The following is a 26,837-nucleotide window of genomic DNA, read 5'->3' on the forward strand; positions in this document are numbered from 1 at the left end:
GTTCCCCAAAAAAGTTTGATCATTTATCATTACCCCAAAAAGTCGTGCTTCTATATTTCAATAACCCCAAAAAAAGTAAGTCATGAGCTATCAGTTCAAAGGCAATTTAAAAGGCATGCTATGCGATGATTACTGCATAGAAGCCATTGCCAACGTAAAAATCCGTATTTACCGGGCAATTGCCTCCCGCGAGGTGGTACAACAGGCCACCGCAGCCGCCAAGGAAACCTTCCATGAAGTCAGCGCAGAAGAGCTGAAGAGCAAGGAAAGCAGCCTCCTGGCGGAAACCATGACCGATGCCGATGGTAACTTCACCATTGATTTCGGCCGCGAAAGCAAATATGAAGGAGAAGCCTTCGACATTGATTTCGAATGTGGCAATGTACCTCGCCCCAAACCGTATCCTAAAAGGTTACCGGTATTGCAGTTCCACATTACCACGCTGCAACCGAAGTGGCGCCAACAGGAAAACGACTTCCTCGCGTACTGGGAGTACCAGATTCCCAACCGCTGGTGGTGCGCCATCCGGGGCAAATTTGACGCGTGGATTATTTGTGGCCGGGTGATCAACTGTAAAACCAAGTTGCCACTGAAAGGCTTGCAGGTAGCCGCCTTTGATGTAGACTGGCTGCAGGACGATCCATTAGGCAGCAATATTACCGATGCCACCGGGCATTTCCGCATCGACTATACCTCCGCTGACTTCAGCAAAACCCTGTTGCCTTTCCTTAACGTAGAATGGCCTGCTGGCCCGGACCTTTATTTCCGCATCACAGAACCCGTTTCCGGCGCTATATTGCTTAATGAAGACCGCAGCACCGGTCACCGCGCCGATCGTACCAACAGGGGTCCTTGTTTCTGCATAGAGCTGTGTGTACCACAAGATGTAACGCCCAATAATGAAGTACCGGCCCTCTTTGAAAGAGTAGGTGGTTATGACATCGGGCCTACCGGCGCACAGTTTGATGCCAACGGCTACACCACAGATGTTCCTAAACTGGCGTTCTACGGCGGTCTGGACCTGAACGGTACACTGCCAAGTGGTACCAATACCAATGAAATGGAATACCGCTTCCGCATCTTTAACGCGGATACCAGCTATGAGCTGACCGCCGCCCAGGTATTACATGCTATGGTGCCCTTTAAAATCGGTGAGCTGCTAAAACAAACAGGTCCTGTCACCTGGACACATGATCCCGTGATCATCACACCGGCACTTAACAGCGCCGGCGAATTATGGATCACCGTGCCTCGCGGCAACAATCTCACAACCGGTATATTTACGCCCACCAATGGCGTACTGGCCAGGATCGACTCGTCTGCTCTGGCGTTGGATGCTTCCAACACCACGTTCGCCAATAATGTGTTTGACTTAACCTCCCCAACAGTGCTTATTGCCGGTACCGCCGTACCCGCTGCCCAGCAGGCGCCTATTCACACCTTCAAAATTGTTTTTGAAGCGCGTAAAGTAGGTACTACTACTCTCACTGCAGTCAATACACTGGACAAAATTGTGATCTCGAATGTGAGCTACAAACAGCGCCGCCACCCAGGTTGGGGCTACACCGGCGATGAATCCATTATGGCCGCAGCAATGCTGGAAATAAAGGAAACTACCGGTAGCGGCCATGGTTGTGGAGGTATTACCACTACTGTTACGGCACAATATACCGTATGTCATCCGCATGTGGAAAGCTTTACGCTGCGCTTTGAAGGTAATCCAACACTGCCGGCTCCATTCAGCTCCGGTCCACCACCGTACGCCGCCGAATACCACGACAATAACAAAGCGTTCAGCACTACCGGTATGGAGCCTTGTGCTTATATCCTCTGGCTGGACCTTCAACTGGGCCTCACCAATGGCTATCAGAAATTACCACAGATCCATGATCATATCGCGTTCTGTAAAACAAGCTGATATGCATTATGACAACGAAGGCTGCCTCCTGTAATGGGAGACAGCCTTTATAGCGAAAAGCTGAAAGCAGAAAGCAAAAAGCTATTGAGGCGAGTGAATATTGCGAATATTTATACGCTTTGATCACTCGCCTCAATAGCTTTTTGCTTTCTGCTTTCAGCTTTCAGCTTTTCGCTACATCCCTGTCCTTTTCAAAATACACAACAGCAGCAGTAACGTGAAGTTACCGAACTGTCCACGCAAACGTTCCAGCGCGTGATACACCAACTGACGTGCACCGGCAACTGTCATGTACATGATCTCTGCCACCTGCTCATAAGAAAGGTCTTCATAATACTTCAGGAAAACGGCTTCCCGCTGCCGGTTGGTGAGATGCGTTAACAAAGTAGTGGAATGCGCGGCCAGGGCTTCCATCCGTTCACGGCGAAGCAGTGGGTGGGCACAGTTAAGATTCACGTTAAAAGGAATATGCTCGCCGGCCAGTTCCCCGTCATGACGCGAAGGACCTAACTCCAGCCTGCCGAGCAGGATACGACGAAATGCGTGATACAGGTATTGTTTCACGGCTGCAGGGTGTGCAATGCGTTCCCGGTTTTGCCACAACTTCAGAAAGAGATCCTGCATACTTTCTTCTATGTAAATGCGATCGGGGGTAAACTTGTAACCATAATTGGTGAGCGGGTGATAATATTGTTCATACAAACCTTCCAATGCTTTTACATCTCCCATTTTATAGGAGTACCATAATTCATTTTCGTGCATGAGTTGGAATATTGGGATTTGCTTTTGTGCTGACCAGCAAAATACAGCAAAAAACGTTTCCGGCAAAATGCCAATTGCTTATAATTTTTTTTAATTAATTTAGCCGGCGCACACTATGAAATAATTATTATGCGGTTGCCCGATACTTTTGATGAAGCCCAGATGCTGGAATTGCTCAGGCAGGGAGATGAATCTTCCTTTGCCAGTATATTCAGCCGGTTTCACCGCAAGGTATATGGTACCGCGCTGGGCTTTCTGAAATCCCCCACCCACTCGGAAGAAATCGTACAAGATGTGTTTATGAAGGTTTGGCTGAAACGGGCCGAATTTGGCGAAGTCAAAAACCTGGAGGCCTACCTGCTGGCCATGACCCGCCACCTGATCCTGGACCGGCTGAAAAAAGCCGCCTATGAAAATACACATCTGAAAGCCTTTACAGACTCCTGTACACATTTTACTGATACCACCGACCACCTGTTGCGTAACCGCCAGTGTGAAGTATTACTGGAAGAAGCCATCACATTGCTCCCTCCCCAGCAAAAGCAGGTATACCGCCTTTCTAAAACTGCCGGCTTATCGCAGGAGGAAATTGCGCAGCAAATGGGCATATCCCGGCTAACGGTCAAAAAACATATGGCCATGGCCCTCCACCGCATCCGCCATTACCTGGGCCAGCATATCAGCAGTTATGGCCCCTTTCTCCTCTGGTTATTGCTCCGGTAATTTTTTTTTGGTCCCACTACTCCCTTTCCTTTTTCCAGTCGTCTTATAAGTATGCATCGTATCGCCGAACTACTTCATAAGCATTTGCAAAACCATTTAACCCCTGCCGAAGAGCAGGAGTTAATGCAGTATGTAAAAAGTGAAGAGTTTGATGAAGTGATCAAAAACAAGATCAGTGAATACTGGCAATCTGCTGATGACACCCCGTTTTTGCCGGAAAATAAACAAAACGTTATTCTCAACAGGATCCTGTTCTCCGAACAAACCTCCACGCAGCTCTTACAGCAAACCACCACCCGTAAAAAGAAACGATATGGCATGCTGGCCGCAGCATCCCTTCTCGTCTTATTGCTGGTTGCCGGTGGATTTTTCTACCTGCAAAAAAAGACAGCTTTCCACCAACCACCCATCCTGGCACTCCAGGGTAAAAAAGATATCCAACCTGGTAAAACGGGAGCCATTCTTACCTTATCCGACGGTTCCACCATTGTATTAGACAGCGCCCGCGAAGGCGCACTGGCGAAGCAAAATGGCGCCAATATCACCAAAACAGCCGCTGGTTCACTCGCTTATGATGTAACAACACAAACAGATCCCGGCACCATTGCCTGGAATACCATTACCACGCCACGCGGTTCACAATATGAAATTACACTGCCCGATGGCACACGGGTATGGCTCAACGCCGCTACCTCCCTTCAATATCCTGTAGCCTTTGTCAAAGGAGCCGAAAGAAGGGTAATTTTATCCGGAGAAGCTTACTTTGAAGCCAATAGCAACGAGCAATCCCCTTTTAAAGTGACCGTTCAAACCCATCATAACAATGAAGGGGAAGTAACCGCATTGGGTACCCGCTTTAATATCATGGCTTATGACGATGAAGCCGCTGTACATACCACCCTGCTGGAAGGCGCCGTACTGGTATCCCGGGCGGGCAACAGCAAAAGGTTAGTCCCTGGCCAGCAGGCTATCTTTCCTCCTGAAAACAACAATACTATCCTCATAGAAAATGTAGATACCGAAATTGCTGTAGCCTGGAAAAAAGGATTTTTCCGGTTTGACCAGCAAAAGCTACCGGCCATTATGCGCCAGGTAGGCCGCTGGTACAATGTAGACATCTCCTATGAAGGCAGGACACCTGACATTATTTTTGGCGGAGGAATCGATAAACACCTCCCGCTGTCGCGCATACTGGGAGCACTGGAAAAATATGGGTTAAGGTTTGAAGTCACAGACCGGAAAGTAAATGTATTGTCGACGCAGTCAACCAATAATTAAGCGCACATGTATTATATCAACTGAAAATAAATAAGGTCACAAATCATTAGAATTAAACCCAAAAGCGTTAGCTTATGCATTCAACCAAAAAAGGTAGGCGCCGGCGTGTATCCAATATTACTGATACGCGTTGGTTGTTACACACAACTAAACCGCTGAAAGCGATGAAACTACTATTCTTTTGTTTACTTGCCCTTTGCCTGCAGGTAAGCGCCAGAAGCTACTCACAAAAGATCACCTATACGGCGAAACAGTCGTCCCTGATCAAAGTGCTGTCGGATGTTTCCAGGCAAACAGAGTATGTATTCCTGTACGACTATCAACTGTTGCAACATGAAACCACACCGGTTACCATTAATGCGAAAGAGGCCTCGCTGAACAATTTCCTGGAGGAATGCCTGAAAAATCAGCCCCTGGAATTTTCGATAGATGGCAGAATGGTGACCATCACCCGTGCTAAAACAACGCCCGGTGCGATGGTGCCTGCCCCGCCCATTCATGGTATTGTACGCGACGCCAAAGGCCAGCCTGTTGTTGGCGCCTCTGTAAAAGTAAAAGGCAATACCCAGGGCGCCATTACCAACGCCGCCGGCGCCTTTGACCTGGACGCCCCCGAAGGTGCTACCATCGTCATCTCTGCCATCGGCTATAAAACCCAGGAAGTAAAAGCCAAAAATAACCTGATCATCTCCCTGAGCGACGATGTGACAGAGCTGGGAAGCGTAGTAGTAACCGGCTTCCAGACCATCGACCGGAATAAATTCTCCGGTGCCGCCGTGACCCTGAAAGGCGACAACGTAAAAATAGACGGTGTGGTAGATGTAAGCCGTATGCTGGAAGGCCGCGCTGCAGGCGTAAGCATTCAAAACGTATCCGGTACCTTCGGTTCTGCTCCTAAAGTACGTATCCGTGCCGCCACCTCTATCTCCGGTGAAAATAAACCACTGTGGGTGATAGATGGAGTGGTACTGGAAGACATCGTCAACGTATCCAACGAGCAACTGACCACCGGTAACGCCACTACCCTGCTGGGATCTTCCGTAGCCGGTATCAATGCCAACGATATTGAAACCTTCGACATCCTGAAAGATGCTGCTGCTACCGCACTTTATGGCGCCAGAGCCATGAACGGCGTAATTGTGATCACCACCAAAAAAGGTAAAATCGGTAGCCCAGTAGTTTCCTATACCGGTAATTTCGGTGTACAACTGAAACCATCCTACCGGAACTACGATATCATGAACTCCGCTGATCAGATGTCGGTATACGCTGAACTGGAACGTAAAAAACTCCTGCAGCCGGAAGAACTGATCAATGAAGCAACCTCCGGTATCTATGGCAAACTGGGTCGCCTCCTGCAATATCCTGATCAATACAATAAATTTGAAGTATTGAACGCCAGGGAAAACAGGCAACAATGGCTGCTGAGATATGCCAATGCCAACACCGACTGGTTTGACCTCCTGTTCCGTAATTCACTGACCCAGGAACATTCACTCAGTATTTCCACAGGTACTGATAAATCACAGCTCTATCTCTCCACCAGCTTCTTCAACGACCAGGGATGGACCATTGCAGATAACGTTAAAAGATATACGGTAAACCTTCGCGCCAACTATACCCCTAACCGCAAGCTGAGCTACGGATTCCTGGTAAATGGTAACGTACGTCAACAGAAAGCGCCAGGTACAGAAGACCGCGTTACCGATGCGGTACAAGGTACTTACAGCAGGGACTTCGATATCAACCCCTTCTCCTATGCACTCAGCACCAGCCGGGCGCTAACAGCCTATGATGAAAAAGGTAACCTGGAATATTTTACCCGCAACTTTGCGCCGTTCAATATCATGGAGGAAACGAAAAATAACTTCACCGATCTTAACCTGATGGACTTCCGGTTACAAGGTAACCTCGGCTACAAATTTAATTCACACCTCAGCTACGAGTTTACCGGTGCTATCCGCTATGCTAAAACAACCGTAGAACATAAAGTGAATGAAAATTCCAATGAAGCCAATGCCTACAGAGCCGCCGGTACCAGCATCATCAGGGATCGCAATAGATTCCTGTACAAAAATCCTGACTTTCCTAACGACCTGGCAGTAGTAGTATTGCCATACGGCGGTTTCTATAAAAGAAAAGATATTGAACTGAAAAACTACACCTTCCGCAACCAGTTGAACTTCAACAAATCGTTCGACAATGAGCGCCATCAGCTCAATGCACTGGTAGGACAGGAAGTAAAATATGCTGACCGCGTTAACTCCGGCAGCACCGGTGTAGGTTATCAGTATAATACCGGCGGAACGCCTTTCATCAATTACCTGTTCATTAAAAAGATGACAGAGAGAAATGAATCCTACTATGGTATGAGCAATGAATACGACCGTTTCATCGCCTTCTATGCCAACGCCAGCTATACCTACCTGAACAGGTACACCCTCACAGGAACTGTCAGAGATGAAGGTTCCAACAGGCTGGGAAATTCTCCCCGTGCCCGTTGGCTCCCTACCTGGACCGTGTCTGGAGCGTGGAATGTAGACCAGGAAAAATTCATGGAAAACAGCAACGTGTTTAGCCACCTGCTCCTGAAAGCCAGCTATGGTTTGAACGCCAGCACCGGTAGCGCTACCAACTCTACTGCTATTCTCCGCTCCTTCGTCACTAACCGCCCTTATATCGTAGATCAGCAAACCGCTATCCAGATCGCAGCATTGGAAAATGCCGACCTGACCTGGGAGAAAAAATATGAGCTGGACCTCGGTACAGATATAGGATTCTTTAAAGAAAGACTGGGATTTGCCTTTGACTATTATCGCAGAAACAGCTTTGACCTCATTGGCCTGATCCGGACTTCCGGTGTAAGCGGACAAGTGAACCAGTTTGCCAACTACGCCAACTTGAAAGCAAATGGAGTGGATCTCTCCATCAATGGTAAAATCATCGCAAATAAAAACTTTGGCTTCACCAGTGCGCTGAATTTCAGCTATGCCAAAACGCTGATCACCAATGCTAAAAACAACCCGGTGATCATGGACCTGATTGGTGAAGGTGGTGGTGCACAGGAAGGTTACCCCGTACGAGGCCTGTTCTCCCTGCAAAATGCAGGTCTGGATCCTTATGATGGGAAAGCACTGTTTATCAATGATACCGGCACCGTATCACCTGGTGTGTATCTGCAAAGCCATAATGTAAAATACCTGAAGTATGAAGGCCCTGCTGATCCTACCATCACCGGCGGCTGGAATAATACTTTCCGGTATAAAAACTTCTCCGCCAGTGTACTGGTTACTTATCAGGCAGGCAACAAAATCAGGTTAACGCCGGTATACAGCACCGACTACTCTGACTTTAACGCGTTACCGAACGAATTCAAAGGGCGCTTTACCTTACCCGGAGACGATAAGAAAACCAATATCCCCTCCGTGGCCGATATTTATACGCAAACAGCGTTGTTGAATAATACCGCTTACCCATACAACAACTATAACTTCTCGCACGACCGCGTAGCTGATGGAGGTTTTGTAAGATTGAAATCTGTAACGCTCTCCTATCAACTGCCGACATCTATATTAAACAGGATAGGATTTAAAGGTGGCTCACTCACTGCAACAGGAAACAACTTATGGCTGATTTATGCCGATCCCCGCTTACATGGACAGGATCCGGAGTTTTACAACACAGGTGGTGTAGCACTCCCGGTAAATAAGCAAGTCACTTTTTCACTGAGAGTTAGCCTTTAATTCAAAAAGTATTTATTATGAAAAAACTACTCATTTATATAGGTCTCGTTGCCGGTACACTGGCTTTACCAGGCTGCAAAAAATACCTGGAGACCCTGCCCGATAACAGAGCGGTGATCACTACGCCTGAACAGGTATCACAATTACTTGCTACCGCTTATCCACATGGTACTTACATGTTGTTTTGCGAAGCATTAAGCGATAATGTGGAAGACAAAGGAAATACCGGGGTAGGCATCGATCTTCAAACTTTCCTGATCAATTCACAGGTTTTCAAATATGAAGATCCTCAGGCGATTACACCAGATTCTCCCGTGGCCTACTGGGATTCCTGCTATGCAGCAATTGCGGCTGCCAACCAGGCGCTCTCTTATTGTAACGGACCAGATTCTGCCAACTTCTCCGCGCAAAAAGGAGAAGCACTGGTGTGCAGGGCATACGCTCACTTCATGCTGGTAACACTGTTTTCCAAAGCATATAACCCGGCTACGGCAGCCAGCGACCCTGGCATCCCTTATATGACCGCTGTCAGCAAAAATGTTTTCACCAAATATAACAGGGGCACTGTAGCTGATGTATACAAACAAATAGAAAACGATCTTACTACTGGCATGCCACTTATCCAGGACAGGATATATGGTGATGCACCCAAATTCCATTTCAGCGCGCAGGCGGCCAATGCTTTTGCATCCCGGTTTTACCTGTTCAAAAGGGATTACGCCAAAGTAGTAACCTATGCCAATGCTGTTTTTGGACGCGCCAACCCCGCCTCGCTGATACGTAACCAGGTTGCTGTTTACGGCATGTCTTATAATGACATGGTAACACAGTATACCAGCTCTTCGAATCCAGCCAATATCCTGTTGCAGGAAGCACCGGATTCCAAATACATGGATAACTATTATTCTTACCGGTATGGTATCGGCACAAAGTTGAACCAGGACGTGTTCAATGCGCCGAATGTAACGAATGGCTTCTATGCCATCAGCATATATGGCGCCAGTCCACAGTATTTTAACTTCCCGAAATTTACCAATGCGTTGAAAATACAACCATTGCTGGGTATGGAGGAAGTGCTGATGAACAGAGCAGAAGCCAATGTTCACCTGAAGAACTATGCAGCCGCCATTGCAGACCTCAACATCTGGATCAGCAAAAACATTACCCGGTACGATCCCAACCTACACAATGTAGATGCTGCTAAAATGATGAACTTCTATGGATTACCGCAGGATGAATCGATGATTGCTACTGCACTGGACTTTAAAAGAGTTACTTATTTCCAGGAAGGATTAAGATGGCTGGATATTAAACGACTGGACATCCCTGTTGTACACACCGGTGCCAACAACTATAGCACCACGCTGGTACCTGGCGATAAAAGAAGATTGCTGCAATTACCACTGGAAGCCGTTAACGACGGCATGGCGCTGAATCCAAGATAAATGACCCTTTAAAATGAACAACATGAAATGGAATATATTTCGCACAATCATATTACTCCTGGTACTTGCAACCGGATGGAGTGCCTGTAAAAAGGAGAACGTGCACCTGGATACCATCCCGGTAGGACTGGGAGGCGACTCCACCGGTCAAACACCCACCGATGTATTTATCTACGATAGCTTGACCGTTCCTTACAACATCGCGGTGTATTACAAATGGCAACCCGGACAACTGGATTTTCCATATGAAATTGTACCACCGAGGGAAACACAGGTGATGCCTGCACTGAAAGCCCTGATGGCCATTACATTTGTGCCGTTCAACGACCAAACCGGCAGCACCGTTTTCTTAAGAAAATATCTGCCTAAAGTATTAAAAATGGCAGGTAGTGGTCAATACCAAAGTAATGGTAGTATAATCCTGGGACAAGCAGAAGGAGGTACCGCCATGCTGCTTTATATGATCAATGACTTTACCAGGCAAATAAAGGATTCTGCCGTTCTCAAAGAAATGGGACACACGATGCACCATGAATTTGGGCATATCCTGAATCAGAATATTGCTTACCCGGTTTCTTTCAAACAAATCACCCCGGCCTACACCGGTAACTGGTACAACATCTCCGACCAGGCTGCCCGTAAGCAAGGATTTATCTCGGCTTATGCAGAGTCAGACCCGGGAGAAGACTTTGTGGAAATGGTAGCCACCATGCTGATAGGTGGTAGAAATGGTTTATCTGGTTATGATGACTACGAAAAAATTATGGCAGAACAAACCGGTGGTCCGGGCTCGGATTCTTATGAATTGCTCAGGGCCAAAGAAGCGGCAGTAGTAGATTATTATGCCAGGGCATGGCACATCGACTTCTATGAACTGCAAGCCAGATGCCGTCGTGCATTAACCGGGTATTTCCAATAATTGTATCATCTGAATTGTTATTTATGAAAAAACTACTGATATATCTTCTTGGCGCCACTGCGGTACTTTCCGGCTGCGACAGGAAATCGGATCTGAATATAGATGGTAAATCAACGGATCAACGCCTCTCTGAAGCGCTGGCCAACTACCAAAAAAAGCTTACAGACGCACCTTACGGATGGATACTTACTGAGTATACCAACGGGACAGCACTCAATGGCGGCGTTACCAAATCCGGGCCCAAAGCCATCTTCTCATACTACATGAAGTTTGATAAGAGCAACCGGGTATCTATGATTTCAGACTTTAGTCCAGCGATGTCGTCCACGTTCAATACTTCATCGTACTTTATTAAAGCTACTCAACGCCCTACGCTGATCTTTGATACGTACAGCTACGTTCATGTTCCCTGCGATCCGAATGTTGGCATATCCCAGAGCCCATATGGCAATGGATTTGGATGGGGTGCAGACTTTGAATTTTCGTTTGCTGATAATGTTGCTGCTACTGAACTGGGAGACACTATTCATCTAACCGGCAACCTGAATAAAACCCGTGTCACACTGGTAAAAGCCACACAAGCGGATCAACAGCAGTACTCCACCGTGGGCTTTGCCGCTTATTCTACTTTTGGTAAACTACTCACCTACTTCAAACGGGTAAAGGGTGGTGCCGAAGAGATAGAACTGGCTCCCGGCCTGGGCGGAAGAACATTAAACATCAAAACGGCCAGCCATCCGGAACTACTAAACGTAGCTATACAATATACTCCCAATAGCATGGTGCTGGAAACACCTATTGTTGCAGGCGGACAAACCATTAAAAGCTTCAACAACCTGGTTTGGAATGCTGGTGCCCAAAACATCAGCGTGAGCATAAATGGTACTACACCAGCCGTGATTGACACCGCACTCGATCCGATTGCACCGGAAAAGGATATTGCGAGCAACTTCTATATGGAGGGTACTACTAATCCCTGGCTGGCTACAGCTGGCTTCCATGTAAATGGAGTAGACGATGCCTATGATATCCTGCACCTGACCTACCCCGGCGCCAACTTCTACCGCTTCGTATACTTTCCGGGCGGAGTGAACGGTGGAAGCCTGGATCTGATATCTCCATTCTTTGTTGGTGGTAGCTCCTCCTATCCCTACCTGCGGAAAGGATTAGCCAATACCTTCCTGGGAGATAACGGGCAACTGATATTTGAAATGCTGGACTATGGTGGCATAGCTGCTCCGCCTCGTTTAGTAGCAACCAATATTATCTTTGCTACCGGGAAAATTGCACCCCCTTACGCGGCTGATTCTCCTGGCTTCTATATCGTACGTAAGGAAGACGGAATTTCATACGACATGGTGGCCGCCGGTGATGGCCTGGCCTGGATGACATGGAGTCACCAGTAATCATCAATTTAAAACATCCGCAAATGAAAAAGATATTCTTAGTACTTATCATCACTGGTTGCGCCTTTGGTGTACAAGCACAACAAAGTGCCACTCCGGCAACCGATATTGTAAAGGCTGATCTGAAAAACACGTTGGCTAACCTGGACTATACCGACTTGTTTATGCCAAAGATTGCTGTATCTGATGCCCAAAAACCTGCCGCCAATAAAATTTTCGCAAACTATATGGCTGCCAGGAAAGCACTGTGGTTGTCTACCAGGAAGAATCCTGCTGTTTACGATCAGCAGCAACCGGCATTATTCAACACCTTTAAAACGAATCTGAGCGCTGTACTCAGCACCGAACAGATGAATGCGTTCATGGCTACCAAACCTGCCCGGGGAGATAAAAAGAATTATCTCACAGGACTGTTTTACTAAGCCGAAAGCGTAAAGCAGAAAGCATAAAGCTATTGTAGCGATTGACCATTGCGGATATTATACGCTTTGATCAATCGCTACAATAGCTTTATGCTTTCTGCTTTACGCTTTCAGCTCCTCCCGCACCAGCTTCTCCAATATCTTCACCGCTTCTGTTAGCTCCTTATTATTCAACGACGCGAAACCTAGCCGCAGCCCATTTTGTGAGGCAGCACCATAATGATACTGTTCTCCGGAAGCAATTCTCAATCCCCTGGCCCGTGCTTTTTCTGCTAGTTTTACAAGGGATATTTTTTGGGAGAAGCGTACCCAAACAGCCATTCCTCCCGCCGGAATCGTAAACTGTACGGCATCTCCCAGGCGCGTTTGCAACAGGTAACAAAGCAGGTCACGCCGTTCTTTATATATTTTGTTGGACTTCTTTAAATGCCGGTCTATGGTACCATCCGCCAACAGGTTGGCCAGGGCCTGCTCAGAAAGATTATCTCCCCGCAGATCCATCAATCCACGGAGAGAAGCCGATCCACGGATGAAGCTCGCCGGCGCAATCATAAAACCAATACGGATCGACAAGCCCAGCGACTTGGTAAAAGAACCAATATAAATAACATTGCCACCATGGTCCGCGCTGGCCAACGGTAAAATAGGCGCCGAACTATAGTGGAAATCGTAATCATAATCATCTTCAATAACAGGCAGATTATACTTCCGGATAATAGCCAGCAATTTCATTCTGCGGGCTGCACTGAGGGTCACTGTAGTAGGATGATGATGATGCGTGATCAGGTATAGCATCTTTATCTTTTTGCTACTGCACAACTTCTCCACGGCATCTACATCTATCCCTTCTTCATCTACCGGCACATACAACAAGCGTGCACCCAACTGTTCAAAGCAGAGGTCTGCATAAAAGTAATTCGGGCTACCCACAATCACATAATCATCTTTCCGGATGATCATGGCCGCCGCCAGGTAAATCGCCATCTGCGCACCACGGGTAATCATAATGTGATCAGCAGAAATGCTTAGTCCCCGCGTATCAGTTAAATATTTCACCATGGCTTCCCGCAGGGCTTCACTGCCCATTGCCTTGCCATACATCAGCAGCTTATGATAACGGGGATTTTCTATCACCGACCTACACTCCCGCACCCACTCATTCAAAGGGGCCAGTCGTGCATCCGGGAATCCGTCATTGAGCACCAGCATGGTTCCTGTTGCCGGCGGTGGTGTAGGTACCGGCAAGGTTGGAATGCGATGAAAAGCAAAAGCAGCTTCCTCACCATAAGGCGTAACTGTTTTCCGGTAAGTCCGGGGCCGTATCACAGGCAGGTTGGCGGCCACCATCACTCCTTTTCGGGGCACCGCCTCCAGCCAGTCCTGGCTGATTAGTTCGTCATAAGCCGCTATCACCGTTTTACGGTGCAGCGCCAGGTGTTCAGCCAATACCCTGCTGCCGGGCAGAAAGGATCCAGGCTTCAACAACCCTTCCTGTATCAGCCCGATCAGGCGATTAGAGATTTGCTGATATACTGGTAGTTTCAGCGATTTATCTGTTTCTATCAACGTTTTAAATGGAAGCATCTGGACTACTCACCAATTGTAAAGTGGACTACTAAGATACTCCAGCAACTTTTAATTTTGTTATATAATTTTTACGATAAAACAACAACGATATGACCGAGCGTTTTTTAATGAAAGAAACAGATCCGGCTGCCTTCAAAGTAATGCTGGCACTGGAAGATTACCTGGAAACCACCAGTATTTCCGCTCTTCACCACGAAATGATCCGGATAAGAGCCTCCCAGATAAATGGCTGCGGATACTGCATTAATGCACATACCCAGGATGCCCGCAAACTGGGAGAAACAGAACAACGCATCTACCTGCTCTCCGTATGGCGCGAAGCTCCACAATTCACGGAAGAAGAAAGAGTGATACTGGCACTCACAGAGGAAGTTACCCTCATCCACCAGCAAGGTTTGACCGCTGCCACCTACGAAAAAGCAGTACAGCATTTCGGCGTAAAAGGTACAGCAGAGCTGATTATGGCTGTTAACACCATCAATGCCTGGAATCGCATCGGTATTTCCTCACACCGGATACCCGGGAAATAATAACATATGCCTGATATTCAAAAAGCAATTACAGACGCCGATTTCATGGCTTGTGCCGAAGTAATTTTATACCTGCGCCCACACTTAAAAAAAGAAGCGCTGCTGGCGCAGATCAAAGAAATGCAGCAGGAAGACTACCAGATCATCTTCATTACAGCAGACGATGATCCGGCCAAAGCCGCTGCTTTCGCAGGCTACCGGCATATGAATAAGTTAGTAAGCGGGAAAGTTATTTATATAGACGACCTGGCCTGTTTACCAGACTACCAGGGCCGCGGCTATGCAGGAAGGCTATTGGATTATGTGAAGGCACAGGCAAAAGCAGAAGGATTAAAGAGAGTACAGCTGGATTCCGGTCATGACCGTCACCCCGCACACCGGGTATATCTCCGAAAAGGATATTATATCTCAGCGCACCATTTTACACAACCGCTGTAGAGCGGAAAGCGGAAAGCATAAAGCATAAAGCTATTGTAGCGAATGATAAGAGCGGATAAGTAATTTATTCCATACGCTCTTATCATTCGCTACAATAGCTTTATGCTTTATGCTTTCCGCTTTCTGCTTATGTTTTATGTTTTTAGCCTTTCTTCGCCAGCACCTTCAGTGTCACAGTAAGTTTATCATCAATAGCATTATCGGGGCCTACACCGAAGTCTCTCCGGTTAATAGTAAACGTTCCATCTAACTGGCAACTATTCGTTCCTGCTACGGCAGTAAAAGGAAACGCAATGGTTTTGGTGACGCCTTTGATAGTGAGCGCACCGGTGAGCTGGTAAGTGTTGGGTTTATCGGCAGCGGTGATACTGGTAGACAACAGGCGCATAACAGGATACTTAGCCGTATTGAAATATTTCTCGTCCATTAAATCCCGGTCCCGTTTACCAATACCGGTACTAATGGTATTCACCTGTACTGTAGCATCTACAACGGCCGACTTCAGATCATGCGGATCAAAGCGGACATGACCTTTCAGCCCTTTAAAATACCCGTTGACGGTACTGCTGAAAATAAGGTGGTTGACAATCGTGAATTTCACGGTAGCACCATCATCAGAGAGGGTGTATTGCTGTGCCTGTACCACACCGGCGCCAAATACCAGGATACTGCATAACAATAGGCGAAGAAGAAATACTGGAGCTTTCATGATACAAAGGTGTTTGTTTACTGGCATTTGGCCAAATCGCGTACCATGTTTCGGTTGGAGGACATAAAAAAAACAGCGGGCTACCCTTGCATAGTCACCCGCCGTATAGCTATCATTATGAAAAAAAGACTAGTTTTTGCCCGTTTCCTCCTTAAAAGCACTTACGTATTCGTGCATAATCTCCGTAAGACTTTCACCTATAAGCGTGTAAGAATCGGTAGGAAGATTGGCCAGAGATACCCGCACCGACCATTCCGGTCCCGCAAATCCGCCGCCATTGAGCAATACGATAGCCGTTTTTTCTGCCAGCCGGAAAAGAATATCCGTAGGCTCCATTTTCTTTTGCATCCATTTACAGAAGTCTGCCCCATAAATTTTTGTCGCCCAGGACGCAATATCTATCTCCGAATAATAACCAGTGTTCAGGGGATCATCCACCTGTTCCAGTTCTATTTTATCCCATAATAATTTCAGGCGTTTATGTACCAGTTGCTGTGCAATTTGCTTATAGTTATTTTCTTTATCGAGCAATGCAAACAACGCAAACAAGGTCATTTGTGTTTGCTGAGGTAATGAAAGCCCCGCGGTATGATTCAGGGCTACCTGCCGGCTATCGGCCACCATGCGATCAATGAATTTCATCTTCTCCGGGTGCAGCGTAGTGGAACTATAACGTTTGGCGAGTTCCTTTTTAGCGGAAGCTGGCAATTCAGCCAACTGCTTATCATAGATGTTATGTTCATGTACAGCAATCACGCCTAAACGCCAACCGGTACAACCGAAGTATTTAGAGAAAGAATATACGCAGATGGTATTGTAAGGAATTTTCGACAACAACGAATGAAAGTCATTAACAAAAGTGCCGTATACATCATCCGTTACAATCATCAGGTGTGGATTATGTTTTTTTACGATGGTAGCCAGCTTGTCCATCACTGTTGGCGCAATGGCCCGGGATGGCGGGTTGCTGGGATTCACCGTAAACAGTACTTTGATATCTGTATCTTTCAGTTTCTCCAGTTCTTCCTCCGGGTACTGCCAGGAGTGCCGGCCTTCTTTCGTTTGTCCGACTGCGTTGATATAAACAACATCAAATTTATAGCGCTCCAGTTGTGGAATTTCGAGATAAGGTGTAAATGTGGGCACCATCAACGCTATGCGGGAGCCATGTTTCAGCAGTTTGTTCTCCATCAGCGAATCGAAAATGTAGCACATGGCTGCGGTACCACCTTCCACGGCAAACAAATCGAATTTGCCTTTGGTCACCTCGCCGGCACACATCTCCTGAACAATATAATCATGCACAATAGGCTCAAAGTGTGCCAACATACGGCCCGGCACCGGGTATTCATTGCCGATAATACCTTCCGCCAGTTCAAACACAAAATCATCTTCATTAAATTTATGCTGCTGGATACCGTATAAATAAGCCTGCTGGAGCAAGTGAGCACCAGGTGTTTCTTTATGCAATGCGAGGAAGGCTTTAAACCGGTCGGCAATACCACTTCTTTCCGGAACACCCGCCAGGCCATGATTATCGGCCATGTTACGCCGGCATTCTGCTACGCCAAATTGCCCAAGCAGAAAATAAGCATCTCTCGGCTCAGTGGCCACCCAGTTGGGGTTACCACGCCCGGCATTCAACATGATCTCCGTACTTTTCCCTGCTTTATTTTCGGCCAGCGAAATGAGGGTATTCTTGAGTTCAAACGGGCTTAATTTCTGCAATGCACGCTGCTCTGCTACTGTGGTAGTGATATAAGATAGTCCCATAACTGATTATTAAGACATTAATATTTAAAGAAGTAACTCTGTAAAATATCTTTGTTGGAAGTTTGGGTGAGCCCCAACATCAGGAGTATCCTGGCTTTCTGGGGATTGAGATCATCGCTCACAATGGTGCCCAATGTTTTATCATCAACTTCATCATATTGTGTAACCCTTCCGGAACCAACGTGGCTGGATCTCACTACTACTACGCCTTTTTTTACAGCAGCATCAATGGCATCATAAAAAGCTTTATTGAAGTTGCCATTACCCACGCCGGCTATGATGATCCCCTTATATCCGTCTTTTACGAAATTGTTGATAGCACCCGCTTCTGCATCTGCATACATGTAGGCAATACCTACTTTAGGTAAGGCTTTATCCCCGGTAATATTAAATGGCGTTTCCTTATCGGCTTTGCGGATTGGATTCATATAATAAAATACCTTACCATCGTACACCTGCCCTATGGGCCCCAGGTTAGGAGAGTGAAAAGCGTTCACTTTGGTAGTACTGCCTTTGGAAACATCACGGCCGTCAAAAATATTTTCGTTAAATACCACCATTACACCGCGGCCATCTGACCTGGGATTGGCGGCTACGGTAACGGCATCATATAAATTTTTAGGGCCGTCTGCACTGATGGCGGTGGAGGGCCGCATAGAACCGGTAATGACCACCGGCTTGTTACTACGTATCGTCAGGTTTAAAAAATAAGCGGTTTCCTCCTGTGTATCGGTGCCATGTGTAATCACAATACCGTCCGCTTCATTATGGGTAAAAATTTCGTTGATACGTTTGTTGAGTTTCATCCAGATATCAATGGTCATATCCTGGCTACCTACGTTCGCTATCTGTTCCCCGGTAATATCTGCAATGTTCTCAATACCCGGAACGGCCTTCAGCAAAGATTCAATAGGTACTTTTCCGGCGGTATAAGCTGCCCTGTCGGCCGATGCGCCTTCTCCGGCAATAGTACCCCCGGTGGCCAGAATAATGACGCGGGGTTTCTGAGCAAAAGCGGTTACACAAACAAATAATACGACGATTAAAGTAAATAAGGATCTCATATGTAATGCTTTTAATACCTTTAGATTGTTTGGCAGGAATTGTCAGGATATTAGAACACCGGAAGCCGTCATATTGTTCGAAAGCAGAAAGCTAAAAGCAGAAAGCAAAAAGCTATAAAAGCGATTGCCAGTAGGGAATGAGTAATTTAAATACTCCCTACTGGCAATCGCTTTTATAGCTTTTTGCTTTCTGCTTTTAGCTTTCCGCTACCTTCTTCAACCCATCCAGTATCTGCTTCCAGTTTTCTTTGGAATGATCGCAGGCGGCCTGGTCTGCAAAATTAGACTGGCTCACTATAAAGTGGGTATTTCCCGGTCCATCTTTCTCAAGGCGATAAATGATGGTAGAGTAGTTTTCTGGAATGTCTTCTTTACCAGTGCTCAGGTAACTGTAAGATAGCAGCTGATCTTTTTCCACGTCCAGCACTTCTCCTTTCTCTTCATATCGTTGTCCTTCCCATTCGCCGGACCAGGTCACGGGGCTTCCTTTTTTCCAATCGCTGTTAACGTCGGTTCCAAAAAAGTATTTCTTGATCTGTGCTTTATCGGTAATGGCGGTCCACACTTTGGATGCGGGTGCGTGAATATCAACAGATGCTGTCATTGTCAGATGCTTGTCCATAATAATGTATTTTAAATGTTACTACAATATTAGGCGGTTACAGCAAGCATGAATTGCATTTTACGGATTAATTCTAACCGAATTAGGGGTAACGCCGAACTTCTTTTTAAAGGCATTATTAAAATGCTGCGGGGTAGCGTAGCCTAATTCATAGGCTATTTCTGCCGATGTTTTTTCGGTATCCAGCAGGTATTGATTGGCCAGTTCCAAACGTTGACCGGTTAGGTATTCAAATACGGTGCTGTTAAATGTTTCCTTAAAGCCCCGTTTAAGTTTATATTCGTTCAGCCCTACCAGTTGTGCTATTTCAGAGAGCCCTGGCGGATCATTTAATCGTTCATGAATCAGGTCCCGGACCGCAATAATTTTTTCTTTGTCGGCTTTATTTTTCAGGAAGATGTCTTTCTTCGCCGCAGCATAATTATAAGCTTCTGCCGATAGCACCAGCAATTCGATACTTTTCGATAAAAGAAATAATTTCTTCAATTGCCCGGTAAAGCGACATTGCATGATTTGCCCGATCACGGCCTGTGTAGCGGGATCAATAGGACCCCAGTTTTCAGAGAGCAGTGCATGCCGGCCTGCCAGGATATGCTCACAAAACCGCTGCAATGAATCGTTGCCTGTTTGCGTAAATTCAATGAACAGGCTTTTGGGAAACTGTATACCGAACGTTTCTATTTCAGGCGTTTTGGGCTGTACTTCTATTTCAAAGCCATCGGAGTACATAATGTTATGATGCCCGCCTACCAGGTCAAAGGCGCGGTTCAGTTGTTTGTAGGAAAAGGCGTAATCGCCTTTCATTCCAAAATGCAGCCGTACTACATCGCTGTCGTTACTGGTACGCAGTGTATCAGCCTTGCTGTAATCAGAGATCGTATGTGTAAGGCGGATATCATCGCTGTACCAGTCAGTAACAGTGGTAACGCTGTGAGGGGTCGTTATTTCATATTGCTTATCATAATTCCTCATACACTTTAAAATTACGAATAATCACTACCTTTAAAAAACAATCCTATGTATTGATCTCTTTGAAAAGCACAATTAATTCTGGTACTACTACAATTTTGGGCCAAACAGGCCATTTACCTTTGCTAATCCATTAACAAAACATCATAAAAGCAGATTATCACATGGAATACAGAACATTAGGAACTACAGACGTAAAGCTGTCTGCCATTGGTTTGGGCTGTATGGGCATGAGTGATGCCTACGGTATACCCGATGACGTGGAATCTATTGCCACACTTGAAAAAGCGCTTGAAATAGGTATCAATTTCTGGGATACAGCCGACGTATATGCGTCTGGCAAAAACGAGGAGTTGATTTCGAAGGTGCTGAAACCCAATCGCAACAAGATCTTTATAGCCACCAAGTTTGGATTTTCTATGGATAAGGAAGTCAGCGCCGGTAAATTTGACGGTTCTCCTGCCTACATGAGAAAGGCCGTGGAAGCCAGTCTGAAACGCCTCCAAACAGATGTGATCGATTTATACTATGCACACCGTATTGATCCGAATGTGCCGGTAGAAGAGATGGTTGGCGGCATGGCCGACCTGGTAAAAGAAGGTAAGGTACGCTACCTGGGCCTGTCTGAAGCCTCCGCCAACACCCTGCGCAAAGCATATGCAGTGCATCCGATCAGCGCACTGCAGAGTGAATATTCGCTGCTGACCAGGAATGTGGAAAAAGAAATATTGCCGGTGTGCAGGGAGCTGGGCATCACCTTTGTGCCCTTCAGCCCACTGGCCCGTGGCCTCGTGACCAACAACCTCGACGTCTCCAAATTGGCAGATGACGATTTCCGGAAACAACTGCCCCGCTACCAGGCCGAATATGCCGAAAACAACCGCCTGCTGACTGCCGGATTTGCTGAACTGGCTGCCGCTAAAAACTGTAGCCCCGCCCAACTGGCACTTGCCTGGGTACTGGCACAGGGAGAAGATATCATCCCCATCCCCGGCACCAAAAGAAGAAAATACCTGCTGGACAATGCCGGCGCTATCAATGTACACTTAACAGCTACCGACCTGCAAAACCTGGATGACTTGCTGAGAAAATATCCAAACACCGGCGAGCGGTATTCTGAGAGCATGAATAGGTTGGTGGATAAAAGCTAACAATTAGCCATTAGCTTTTAGCCATTAGCTTTTAGCAAAAAATGCAGCGGAGATAATCTTCGCTGCATTTTTTGCTAAAAGCTAATGGCTAAAAGCTATTTAAAAAACGGATACAGCGATGTCTCCACATGCGCCTCTTTCATATATCCCGCCATTTTCGCGGCAATATCCGGATGCGCTGCAGCTACATTTTTTGTTTCTGCCGGATCAACGGTCAGGTCATATAACTCTACCGCGCCATCCGGATGTTGCTGTGCCTGTTGCCGCACTGCTTTCCATTTGCCTTGTCGTACTGCCTGGCGACCGCCATCTTCATGAAACTCCCAGTACAGGTAAGCATGTTGCCGCTGTCCTTTGCCGCCTGTTAATGTAGGCAACAGGGATACCCCATCTGTGTGGGGCAGCGAAGGCGCCTTGGTAAGGGCGGCCAGCGTAGGCATAATGTCCCAGAACGCACCCTGGAAAGTGTTGGTGCTGCCGGCCTTTATGCGCCCCGGCCACCGCGCTATGAAAGGCTCGCGGATACCTCCTTCATACAAATCCCTTTTTACACCACGCAGGCCACCTGCGCTATTGAAGAAAGCGGGATCTGCACCACCTTCTGTATGTGGACCATTATCACTGGTAAATATCACGAGGGTGTTTTTGTCCAGTCCCAACGCTTTGAGGCGGGCCATTACCTCTCCTACGTAATTGTCCAGGCGGGTTACCATGGTGGCAAAAGTGGCGTGCGGATAAGCCTGGGAAGCGTATCCCGCCACGGTGGCCTTAGGGCCATAATCGTTACCTTTGTAAGGCTTCTCTGCAAATTTGCCTTTGAAGTGCCGGAACAAACTATCCTCAGGTACCTGCAGCTCGGCATGTGGCAAGGTATAAGTCAGGTATAAAAAGAAAGGTTTGCTTTTGTTTTCTTCGAGGAAACGCAGCGCCTGCTGCTGGATCATGTCCGGCGCGTAGGTGCTCATACGCTCCAGTTCTCCGTTTTCCGGCAATACGACCCTGGTATCGTTATCCCACAGGTGGGTGGGGAAAAAGCGGTGCGACTGCCGCTGGCAATTGTACCCGTAAAAGCGGTCCGTTCCATGGCGCAGCGGATCGCCGGAAGTTCCCACAGGTCCCAATCCCCACTTACCAAAGATACCGGAAGTATATCCTGCCCTTTTCAGTACTTCCATCACCGTTATAACGGTATCGGCTATAGGTTGCTGGCCCTCAGGCTGTACTTCTTTGTTGCCGCGGATAAAAGTATGGCCCGTATGTAATCCTGTAATCAGCGAAGCCCTGGAAGGAGCGCAAACAGATGTCCCCGCATAAAACTGCGTAAACCGCATGCCTTGTTTGGCCAACTGATCAATATGTGGAGTGCTGAATTTTTGTTGACCATATGCACTCAGGTCACCATAACCTAAATCATCTGCCAGGATAAAAACGATATTGGGAGTAGCGGTTGATTTTTGCTGCCCTTGTACAGGCGCCGACAACAGCGCGCAGCCTGCTACGGCAGGTAGCAGCCGGGTAAAGATGTTCCTCTTCATAGTACTTCATTGTTCTTGGTCCGGCCAAAATACAAAGTATTCCCGAAGTATTATATACAAATGACGACCCTTTCGGCGCACTCAAATTATTCAGTATGCCCTGCTGGTAGAAAAACCAGCCGCATTGGTAGAAAAACCCGGATATCAAAGGGAGATGGGGATACTTTTGAATAGTAACCTGCAAACGCTATATGCTCAAAAAAGTAATACTGTTCCTGTTCATCATCTTCCCCACTCCACTGCTGGCCTACAAGTATGGAGAGCACAAAGCCATTGGTGACAAAGCCTTTATTCAATTTCTCCAACGGATAGGCCATCAACCGATGCTGGCGTCCTTCCTCCAATATGCCGGCATCACTCCGGATAGTATGCAGCACCGTTATTATTTTCCTTCGCTGACAGAAGATGACAAATACCTGGTGTCTTACGGGGTATTAAACGGGTTGAGCGGTGATCACGAAAGCAATCCATTGTTGCTGGAAGAACAACTCCGCTACCACTATTCTGTATTACAGCGCATCCTGGTACTGCATGAGCAGTATATGGCGGCGGGCTATCCCGCTGCACCTGACGGCAAACTCACCAAAATAGATTTCAGTTATGCCTTGCAGGCAGCCATTAATATTTCACATTTCTACGAGTATAAAAAATCATTCTTTCAACAACTGCGTCACTTCGATAAAGCCAAAGTGAAACAATGTGAAAACCCTGCGCTGGTAACCGATATCTTTAAACAACTGAGTAATACCAATGCGCTCAATATGTATGTGACCCTGCATACCCTGGCCATTGACCTGGCAGAACAAAGCGCCAGGCTGGCGAAAATCCGGGATACAGCTGCGGGAAAATTATTATACTACGCCTTTCTATTTAATGGTTTTGCTGATCATTTCCTGGAAGATGCCTTTGCAGCCGGGCATCTCGTGGTCAACAGAACCATACTGGCCTCTGTGACGAACAACAAAGCGTTGCATGATTTTTATTGTAAAAACGGCGCTACGGTGGTCAATCAAAAAGGAGAAATATGGCGCGCCTATGGCGACGGGGAATATAACCACACCCATAGCAGCTGGAAGCAAACATCATCTCTCCAAAATATTACCTATCCCATTGAAACGACCGAATCTGCAAGGGTTATCAACGCCGTAACGTTATCCCTGCAGGATCTGTGGGATGCTTATCAACAGGCGTATACGGATGACCGTTATATCAATTTCCTGCAACGTATTCCGGACGATAAAGCCAGCCAGGCACCATTTCTCATTCATCATATTCCCAGCCTGGCATTGGTACCGATTCCTTACAACTCCGATCTGGCAGCGGTGATGGATAGTCAAACGGTGATTACACCGGCTATGCAACAAGCCAATCGCCCGCTGTATTATCGCAACTTCGTGCGTAGCAGGGTGTCCAACTCCCTGGTGGTAGGGATCAACAGCAACTTCACTGCCGGCGAATATTACCGCGCAATAGACTTCCGGCTAAATGTGGGCAACTTCACCAACAACTATTCCTTAAACAGCAAAGGAGGTAAGAAAGGTACACTCGACTACTGGCTCGGCTATACGGCGAGTTATGGTATTGTCAGATCCGCCGCCATGCAGTATAAAGAAAGCACCTGGGATGTGCAACAGGCGCGGTTAGGCATCCGGGGTAATTTCGACTGGTGGATCACCGACCGGAAATTTATTGGCATTTATAATTACACTGAAGTGGGGCTGGAGTTCACGCATCACAATACGGCTTTCATTTTTGTGCCTACCATAGGGCTGCAACTGGCATCGCTGATTAACCTGAATTATTATAATATGCCGGTATGGTTACGTATTCCGGCGCAATACTTTTTACCGCTAAAACTCAGTTATGGCGCGGTTTTATCACCTCACCAGTCCACCCGGTATTTCTCAGGGCTCGAAATGGATATCTTCTTTTAGCTTACTTGCTGAGTAATTTCTTCTTCACAAATTCATCAAAAAAATAAGTACGGTAATTATTACCGATCGCTATTTCATAATGCTGGATATAGATGGTATTGTTATCGAAGGTCTGGATGTGTTGCGTGTTGACAATATAGGACCGGCTGACTCTCACAAACAATTGTTGTGGCAACTGATCATAAATGGTTTTGATGTTCATAGCGGTAATAATTTTCCGCTCCGGCACATGTAAGATGACATAATCTTTCAGTCCTTCTATGAACAGGATGTCTCTGAAGTATACCTGGAAAAACTTCCGGTCGGCCTTCACATATACGGCATCGTTGGCCACAGATGCGCTGCCGCTGGTTTGGTGGGATTCGTCGAGCATACCACGGTATAGCAGTGCCTTATTCACCGCTTTCACGAAGCGTTCCTGGTATAGTGGCTTTACGAGGTAGTCCACCGCATCTACTTCGTAGCTGTTCAGGGCATATTCGGAGTAAGCGGTAGTAAATATGACCAGTGTTTCCGGGGAAATAGCTTTGGCGAAATCCAGCCCGTTCATGCCGGGCATTTGTATATCGAGGAATACGAGATCCACTTTGTTAAGTGCCAGGAAGTCGGCCGCAGATCGGGCGTTATTAAAACAGCCTTTCAGGTGGAGCCGTGAATCAGCTGCTATCAATACTTCCAGCCCTTCCCTGGCCAGCGGTTCATCTTCTACAATGATGCAATTCATACCGGTATAATTAAGGTGATATGATATTCTGTTGGCCCGTCTGCTATCACCAGCCGGTGTATATCGGGGTATTGCAGGTCCAGGCGGCGTTTCACATTGGTGAGTCCCAGGCGGCCATATGTTTCCGCCGGTGGTATCACCGCCGGCTTTGAATTAATACACTCAAAGATAAGCTTATCCTGTTGCCGGTTAAACTTCAAATGAACGTACGATTTCTCCAGTGGATCCACGCTATGTTTCACCGCGTTTTCCACGAAAGGAATGAACAGGAACGGCGGCATCAGTACCTGGTCGTTGCCGGTATCATCGGTGATCGTAAATTCAAAAAAATCGCGGCGGATCTTTTCAAGATCCAGGAAATCCCGTAAAAAACGAATGTCCGCGCTCAACAATACCTGCTCGCGATTGCTGTCGTACAATTGGTACCGCAGCAGGTTCGACAGGCGTAGCAATATCTGCGAGGCTTTCACCGGGTCCCGCTGGGTGAGCACATGTGCGTTGTTGAGCATATTGAACATAAAATGCGGGTTGATCTGGCTTTTCAGTTCCTGCAATTCTGTATTGAGGCGAATATTTTCCAGCTGGTGGATACGCTGGCTGTCAATGATCCATCGCTGAAACAGCTTGATGGCCGTAGTGGCGGCAATGAAGATACCGAAGATGATGCTGAAAGAAAGGATATCCATGGGGGTGGGTTCATTCTCTTTGGGAGCAGATGAAAACTGCTCGAAATAGGGACGTAGTACAAATACAATGAGGCAATAAAAAGAGGCAATGATCAATATCACTGCCCCGAGGTACTGCAGGTATTTCCGTGTAAACAATAGTTTCGGAACAAGTATATACAGATTGATATAAGGTGGTAACATCAGCAGTATAAACACCGTTACTTTCAGGTAAATTTCCATCCCCTGCCGCATATCGGAGTTGCCGGTGAGGACTACCACCAATAACAAACAAATGAAGGTTAAATGGCGGTAAACCTTCATTTGCGGGGATAGCAAAAATTTCAGAAACGGATGCTTATAAATATCGTTCAGCATAATTGGGTGGTTCCACTATTACTGTATAGCTATGTGTTTTAAAATTACGGAACAGGCTCCAAATGAGCAGGTCTTTTTCGACCAGGGCCGCCTTTTTTTTATACTAACCGGCTGCTGACGCAGATATGGTAAAAAAATAATC

General features: G+C 46.8%; 22 protein-coding genes. 12 read left to right on the forward strand and 10 right to left on the reverse strand.

Annotated features, from left to right (window positions below; genetic code table 11):
• Positions 1-82: 82 nt before the first annotated feature.
• Positions 83-1,918 (forward strand): hypothetical protein, encoded by a 1,836-nt coding sequence (locus tag J7623_RS01845; RefSeq protein ID WP_291916550.1) that lies wholly within the window; start codon positions 83-85, stop codon positions 1,916-1,918.
• A gap of 174 nt (positions 1,919-2,092) precedes the next feature.
• Here J7623_RS01845 and J7623_RS01850 read toward each other — a convergent pair whose 3' ends face one another.
• Positions 2,093-2,680, reverse strand: a complete 588-nt coding sequence (locus J7623_RS01850) for a sigma-70 family RNA polymerase sigma factor (protein ID WP_291916552.1) — start codon at positions 2,678-2,680, stop codon at positions 2,093-2,095.
• A gap of 129 nt (positions 2,681-2,809) precedes the next feature.
• Here J7623_RS01850 and J7623_RS01855 point away from each other — a divergent pair, with 129 nt between their 5' ends.
• From J7623_RS01855 to J7623_RS01885, 7 genes are all read left to right on the forward strand, one after another.
• On the forward strand, positions 2,810-3,403 hold the full coding sequence (locus J7623_RS01855; RefSeq protein WP_291916554.1) for an RNA polymerase sigma factor: 594 nt from the start codon (positions 2,810-2,812) through the stop codon (positions 3,401-3,403).
• An 84-nt stretch (positions 3,404-3,487) separates the two neighbouring features.
• Entirely contained in the window at positions 3,488-4,681 is a 1,194-nt protein-coding gene (locus J7623_RS01860; protein WP_291916556.1) for a FecR family protein, read from the forward strand.
• 164 nt (positions 4,682-4,845) lie between these two features.
• Positions 4,846-8,424: a SusC/RagA family TonB-linked outer membrane protein gene (locus tag J7623_RS01865; protein WP_291916558.1), complete on the forward strand. Its 3,579-nt coding sequence runs from the start codon at positions 4,846-4,848 to the stop codon at positions 8,422-8,424.
• A gap of 17 nt (positions 8,425-8,441) precedes the next feature.
• The gene (locus J7623_RS01870; RefSeq protein WP_291916560.1) at positions 8,442-9,869 is read left to right on the forward strand and encodes a RagB/SusD family nutrient uptake outer membrane protein; all 1,428 of its coding nucleotides are present in this window, start codon (positions 8,442-8,444) and stop codon (positions 9,867-9,869) included.
• Between the two features lie 22 nt (positions 9,870-9,891).
• A complete protein-coding gene (locus tag J7623_RS01875; RefSeq protein ID WP_291916562.1) occupies positions 9,892-10,788 on the forward strand; it encodes a substrate import-associated zinc metallohydrolase lipoprotein in 897 nt (298 codons plus the stop codon).
• 23 nt (positions 10,789-10,811) lie between these two features.
• Positions 10,812-12,194, forward strand: coding sequence for a DUF4302 domain-containing protein (locus J7623_RS01880; RefSeq protein WP_291916563.1), 1,383 nt, complete (start codon positions 10,812-10,814; stop codon positions 12,192-12,194).
• Between the two features lie 23 nt (positions 12,195-12,217).
• Positions 12,218-12,616 (forward strand): hypothetical protein, encoded by a 399-nt coding sequence (locus J7623_RS01885; RefSeq protein ID WP_291916566.1) that lies wholly within the window; start codon positions 12,218-12,220, stop codon positions 12,614-12,616.
• Positions 12,617-12,718: 102 nt separating this feature from the next.
• Here the strand turns inward: J7623_RS01885 and J7623_RS01890 are convergent, their stop codons facing one another.
• Positions 12,719-14,200, reverse strand: a complete 1,482-nt coding sequence (locus J7623_RS01890; protein WP_291916568.1) for a PLP-dependent aminotransferase family protein — start codon at positions 14,198-14,200, stop codon at positions 12,719-12,721.
• Positions 14,201-14,292: 92 nt separating this feature from the next.
• On the opposite strand from J7623_RS01890, the gene J7623_RS01895 reads away from it, so the two are divergent.
• Entirely contained in the window at positions 14,293-14,733 is a 441-nt protein-coding gene (locus J7623_RS01895; RefSeq protein ID WP_291916569.1) for a carboxymuconolactone decarboxylase family protein, read from the forward strand.
• Positions 14,734-14,739: 6 nt separating this feature from the next.
• On the forward strand, positions 14,740-15,171 hold the full coding sequence (locus tag J7623_RS01900; RefSeq protein ID WP_291916571.1) for a GNAT family N-acetyltransferase: 432 nt from the start codon (positions 14,740-14,742) through the stop codon (positions 15,169-15,171).
• Between the two features lie 142 nt (positions 15,172-15,313).
• On the opposite strand, the gene J7623_RS01905 is transcribed toward J7623_RS01900, so the two are convergent.
• From J7623_RS01905 to J7623_RS01925, 5 genes are all read right to left on the reverse strand, one after another.
• On the reverse strand, positions 15,314-15,880 hold the full coding sequence (locus tag J7623_RS01905; RefSeq protein ID WP_291916573.1) for a YceI family protein: 567 nt from the start codon (positions 15,878-15,880) through the stop codon (positions 15,314-15,316).
• A gap of 129 nt (positions 15,881-16,009) precedes the next feature.
• Positions 16,010-17,653, reverse strand: coding sequence for a bifunctional aspartate transaminase/aspartate 4-decarboxylase (locus J7623_RS01910; protein WP_291916574.1), 1,644 nt, complete (start codon positions 17,651-17,653; stop codon positions 16,010-16,012).
• A gap of 17 nt (positions 17,654-17,670) precedes the next feature.
• On the reverse strand, positions 17,671-18,717 hold the full coding sequence (locus J7623_RS01915; protein ID WP_291916576.1) for a type II asparaginase: 1,047 nt from the start codon (positions 18,715-18,717) through the stop codon (positions 17,671-17,673).
• A gap of 196 nt (positions 18,718-18,913) precedes the next feature.
• Positions 18,914-19,339: an SRPBCC domain-containing protein gene (locus J7623_RS01920; RefSeq protein WP_291916578.1), complete on the reverse strand. Its 426-nt coding sequence runs from the start codon at positions 19,337-19,339 to the stop codon at positions 18,914-18,916.
• A 60-nt stretch (positions 19,340-19,399) separates the two neighbouring features.
• On the reverse strand, positions 19,400-20,311 hold the full coding sequence (locus tag J7623_RS01925; RefSeq protein WP_291916580.1) for an AraC family transcriptional regulator: 912 nt from the start codon (positions 20,309-20,311) through the stop codon (positions 19,400-19,402).
• Positions 20,312-20,472: 161 nt separating this feature from the next.
• Between J7623_RS01925 and J7623_RS01930 the strand changes: the two genes are divergently transcribed.
• Positions 20,473-21,459: an aldo/keto reductase gene (locus tag J7623_RS01930; protein ID WP_291916582.1), complete on the forward strand. Its 987-nt coding sequence runs from the start codon at positions 20,473-20,475 to the stop codon at positions 21,457-21,459.
• 95 nt (positions 21,460-21,554) lie between these two features.
• Here the strand turns inward: J7623_RS01930 and J7623_RS01935 are convergent, their stop codons facing one another.
• Positions 21,555-22,994, reverse strand: a complete 1,440-nt coding sequence (locus tag J7623_RS01935) for an arylsulfatase (RefSeq protein ID WP_291916584.1) — start codon at positions 22,992-22,994, stop codon at positions 21,555-21,557.
• A 191-nt stretch (positions 22,995-23,185) separates the two neighbouring features.
• Between J7623_RS01935 and J7623_RS01940 the strand changes: the two genes are divergently transcribed.
• On the forward strand, positions 23,186-24,928 hold the full coding sequence (locus tag J7623_RS01940) for a hypothetical protein (RefSeq protein WP_291916586.1): 1,743 nt from the start codon (positions 23,186-23,188) through the stop codon (positions 24,926-24,928).
• 1 nt (position 24,929) lies between these two features.
• Here J7623_RS01940 and J7623_RS01945 read toward each other — a convergent pair whose 3' ends face one another.
• Together J7623_RS01945 and J7623_RS01950 are read right to left on the reverse strand one after the other, a co-directional pair.
• Positions 24,930-25,652 carry a LytTR family DNA-binding domain-containing protein gene (locus J7623_RS01945; protein WP_291916587.1) on the reverse strand — a complete coding sequence of 241 codons (723 nt, stop codon included), beginning with the start codon at positions 25,650-25,652 and terminating at the stop codon, positions 24,930-24,932.
• On the reverse strand, positions 25,649-26,641 hold the full coding sequence (locus J7623_RS01950) for a histidine kinase (RefSeq protein WP_291916589.1): 993 nt from the start codon (positions 26,639-26,641) through the stop codon (positions 25,649-25,651). The genes J7623_RS01945 and J7623_RS01950 overlap by 4 nt, the downstream gene beginning before the upstream one ends.
• Positions 26,642-26,837: the final 196 nt, after the last annotated feature.

It is taken from the genome of Chitinophaga sp. (genome assembly GCF_017745275.1).
Taxonomy (GTDB): Bacteria; Bacteroidota; Bacteroidia; order Chitinophagales; family Chitinophagaceae; genus Chitinophaga.

What these genes read in the sequence shown, in the direction of transcription:
- J7623_RS01885 (WP_291916566.1), top strand. Translation starts at nt 12,218, where the DNA reads ATGAAAAAGATATTCTTAGTACTTATCATCACTGGTTGCGCCTTTGGT.
- J7623_RS01935 (WP_291916584.1), bottom strand. Translation starts at nt 22,994, where the DNA reads ATGAAGAGGAACATCTTTACCCGGCTGCTACCTGCCGTAGCAGGCTGC.
- J7623_RS01865 (WP_291916558.1), top strand. Translation starts at nt 4,846, where the DNA reads ATGAAACTACTATTCTTTTGTTTACTTGCCCTTTGCCTGCAGGTAAGC.
- J7623_RS01920 (WP_291916578.1), bottom strand. Translation starts at nt 19,339, where the DNA reads ATGGACAAGCATCTGACAATGACAGCATCTGTTGATATTCACGCACCC.
- J7623_RS01890 (WP_291916568.1), bottom strand. Translation starts at nt 14,200, where the DNA reads ATGCTTCCATTTAAAACGTTGATAGAAACAGATAAATCGCTGAAACTA.
- J7623_RS01855 (WP_291916554.1), top strand. Translation starts at nt 2,810, where the DNA reads ATGCGGTTGCCCGATACTTTTGATGAAGCCCAGATGCTGGAATTGCTC.
- J7623_RS01945 (WP_291916587.1), bottom strand. Translation starts at nt 25,652, where the DNA reads ATGAATTGCATCATTGTAGAAGATGAACCGCTGGCCAGGGAAGGGCTG.
- J7623_RS01900 (WP_291916571.1), top strand. Translation starts at nt 14,740, where the DNA reads ATGCCTGATATTCAAAAAGCAATTACAGACGCCGATTTCATGGCTTGT.
- J7623_RS01930 (WP_291916582.1), top strand. Translation starts at nt 20,473, where the DNA reads ATGGAATACAGAACATTAGGAACTACAGACGTAAAGCTGTCTGCCATT.
- J7623_RS01905 (WP_291916573.1), bottom strand. Translation starts at nt 15,880, where the DNA reads ATGAAAGCTCCAGTATTTCTTCTTCGCCTATTGTTATGCAGTATCCTG.
- J7623_RS01845 (WP_291916550.1), top strand. Translation starts at nt 83, where the DNA reads ATGAGCTATCAGTTCAAAGGCAATTTAAAAGGCATGCTATGCGATGAT.
- J7623_RS01895 (WP_291916569.1), top strand. Translation starts at nt 14,293, where the DNA reads ATGACCGAGCGTTTTTTAATGAAAGAAACAGATCCGGCTGCCTTCAAA.
- J7623_RS01915 (WP_291916576.1), bottom strand. Translation starts at nt 18,717, where the DNA reads ATGAGATCCTTATTTACTTTAATCGTCGTATTATTTGTTTGTGTAACC.
- J7623_RS01875 (WP_291916562.1), top strand. Translation starts at nt 9,892, where the DNA reads ATGAAATGGAATATATTTCGCACAATCATATTACTCCTGGTACTTGCA.
- J7623_RS01910 (WP_291916574.1), bottom strand. Translation starts at nt 17,653, where the DNA reads ATGGGACTATCTTATATCACTACCACAGTAGCAGAGCAGCGTGCATTG.
- J7623_RS01880 (WP_291916563.1), top strand. Translation starts at nt 10,812, where the DNA reads ATGAAAAAACTACTGATATATCTTCTTGGCGCCACTGCGGTACTTTCC.
- J7623_RS01870 (WP_291916560.1), top strand. Translation starts at nt 8,442, where the DNA reads ATGAAAAAACTACTCATTTATATAGGTCTCGTTGCCGGTACACTGGCT.
- J7623_RS01950 (WP_291916589.1), bottom strand. Translation starts at nt 26,641, where the DNA reads ATGAAGGTTTACCGCCATTTAACCTTCATTTGTTTGTTATTGGTGGTA.
- J7623_RS01940 (WP_291916586.1), top strand. Translation starts at nt 23,186, where the DNA reads ATGCTCAAAAAAGTAATACTGTTCCTGTTCATCATCTTCCCCACTCCA.
- J7623_RS01925 (WP_291916580.1), bottom strand. Translation starts at nt 20,311, where the DNA reads ATGAGGAATTATGATAAGCAATATGAAATAACGACCCCTCACAGCGTT.
- J7623_RS01850 (WP_291916552.1), bottom strand. Translation starts at nt 2,680, where the DNA reads ATGCACGAAAATGAATTATGGTACTCCTATAAAATGGGAGATGTAAAA.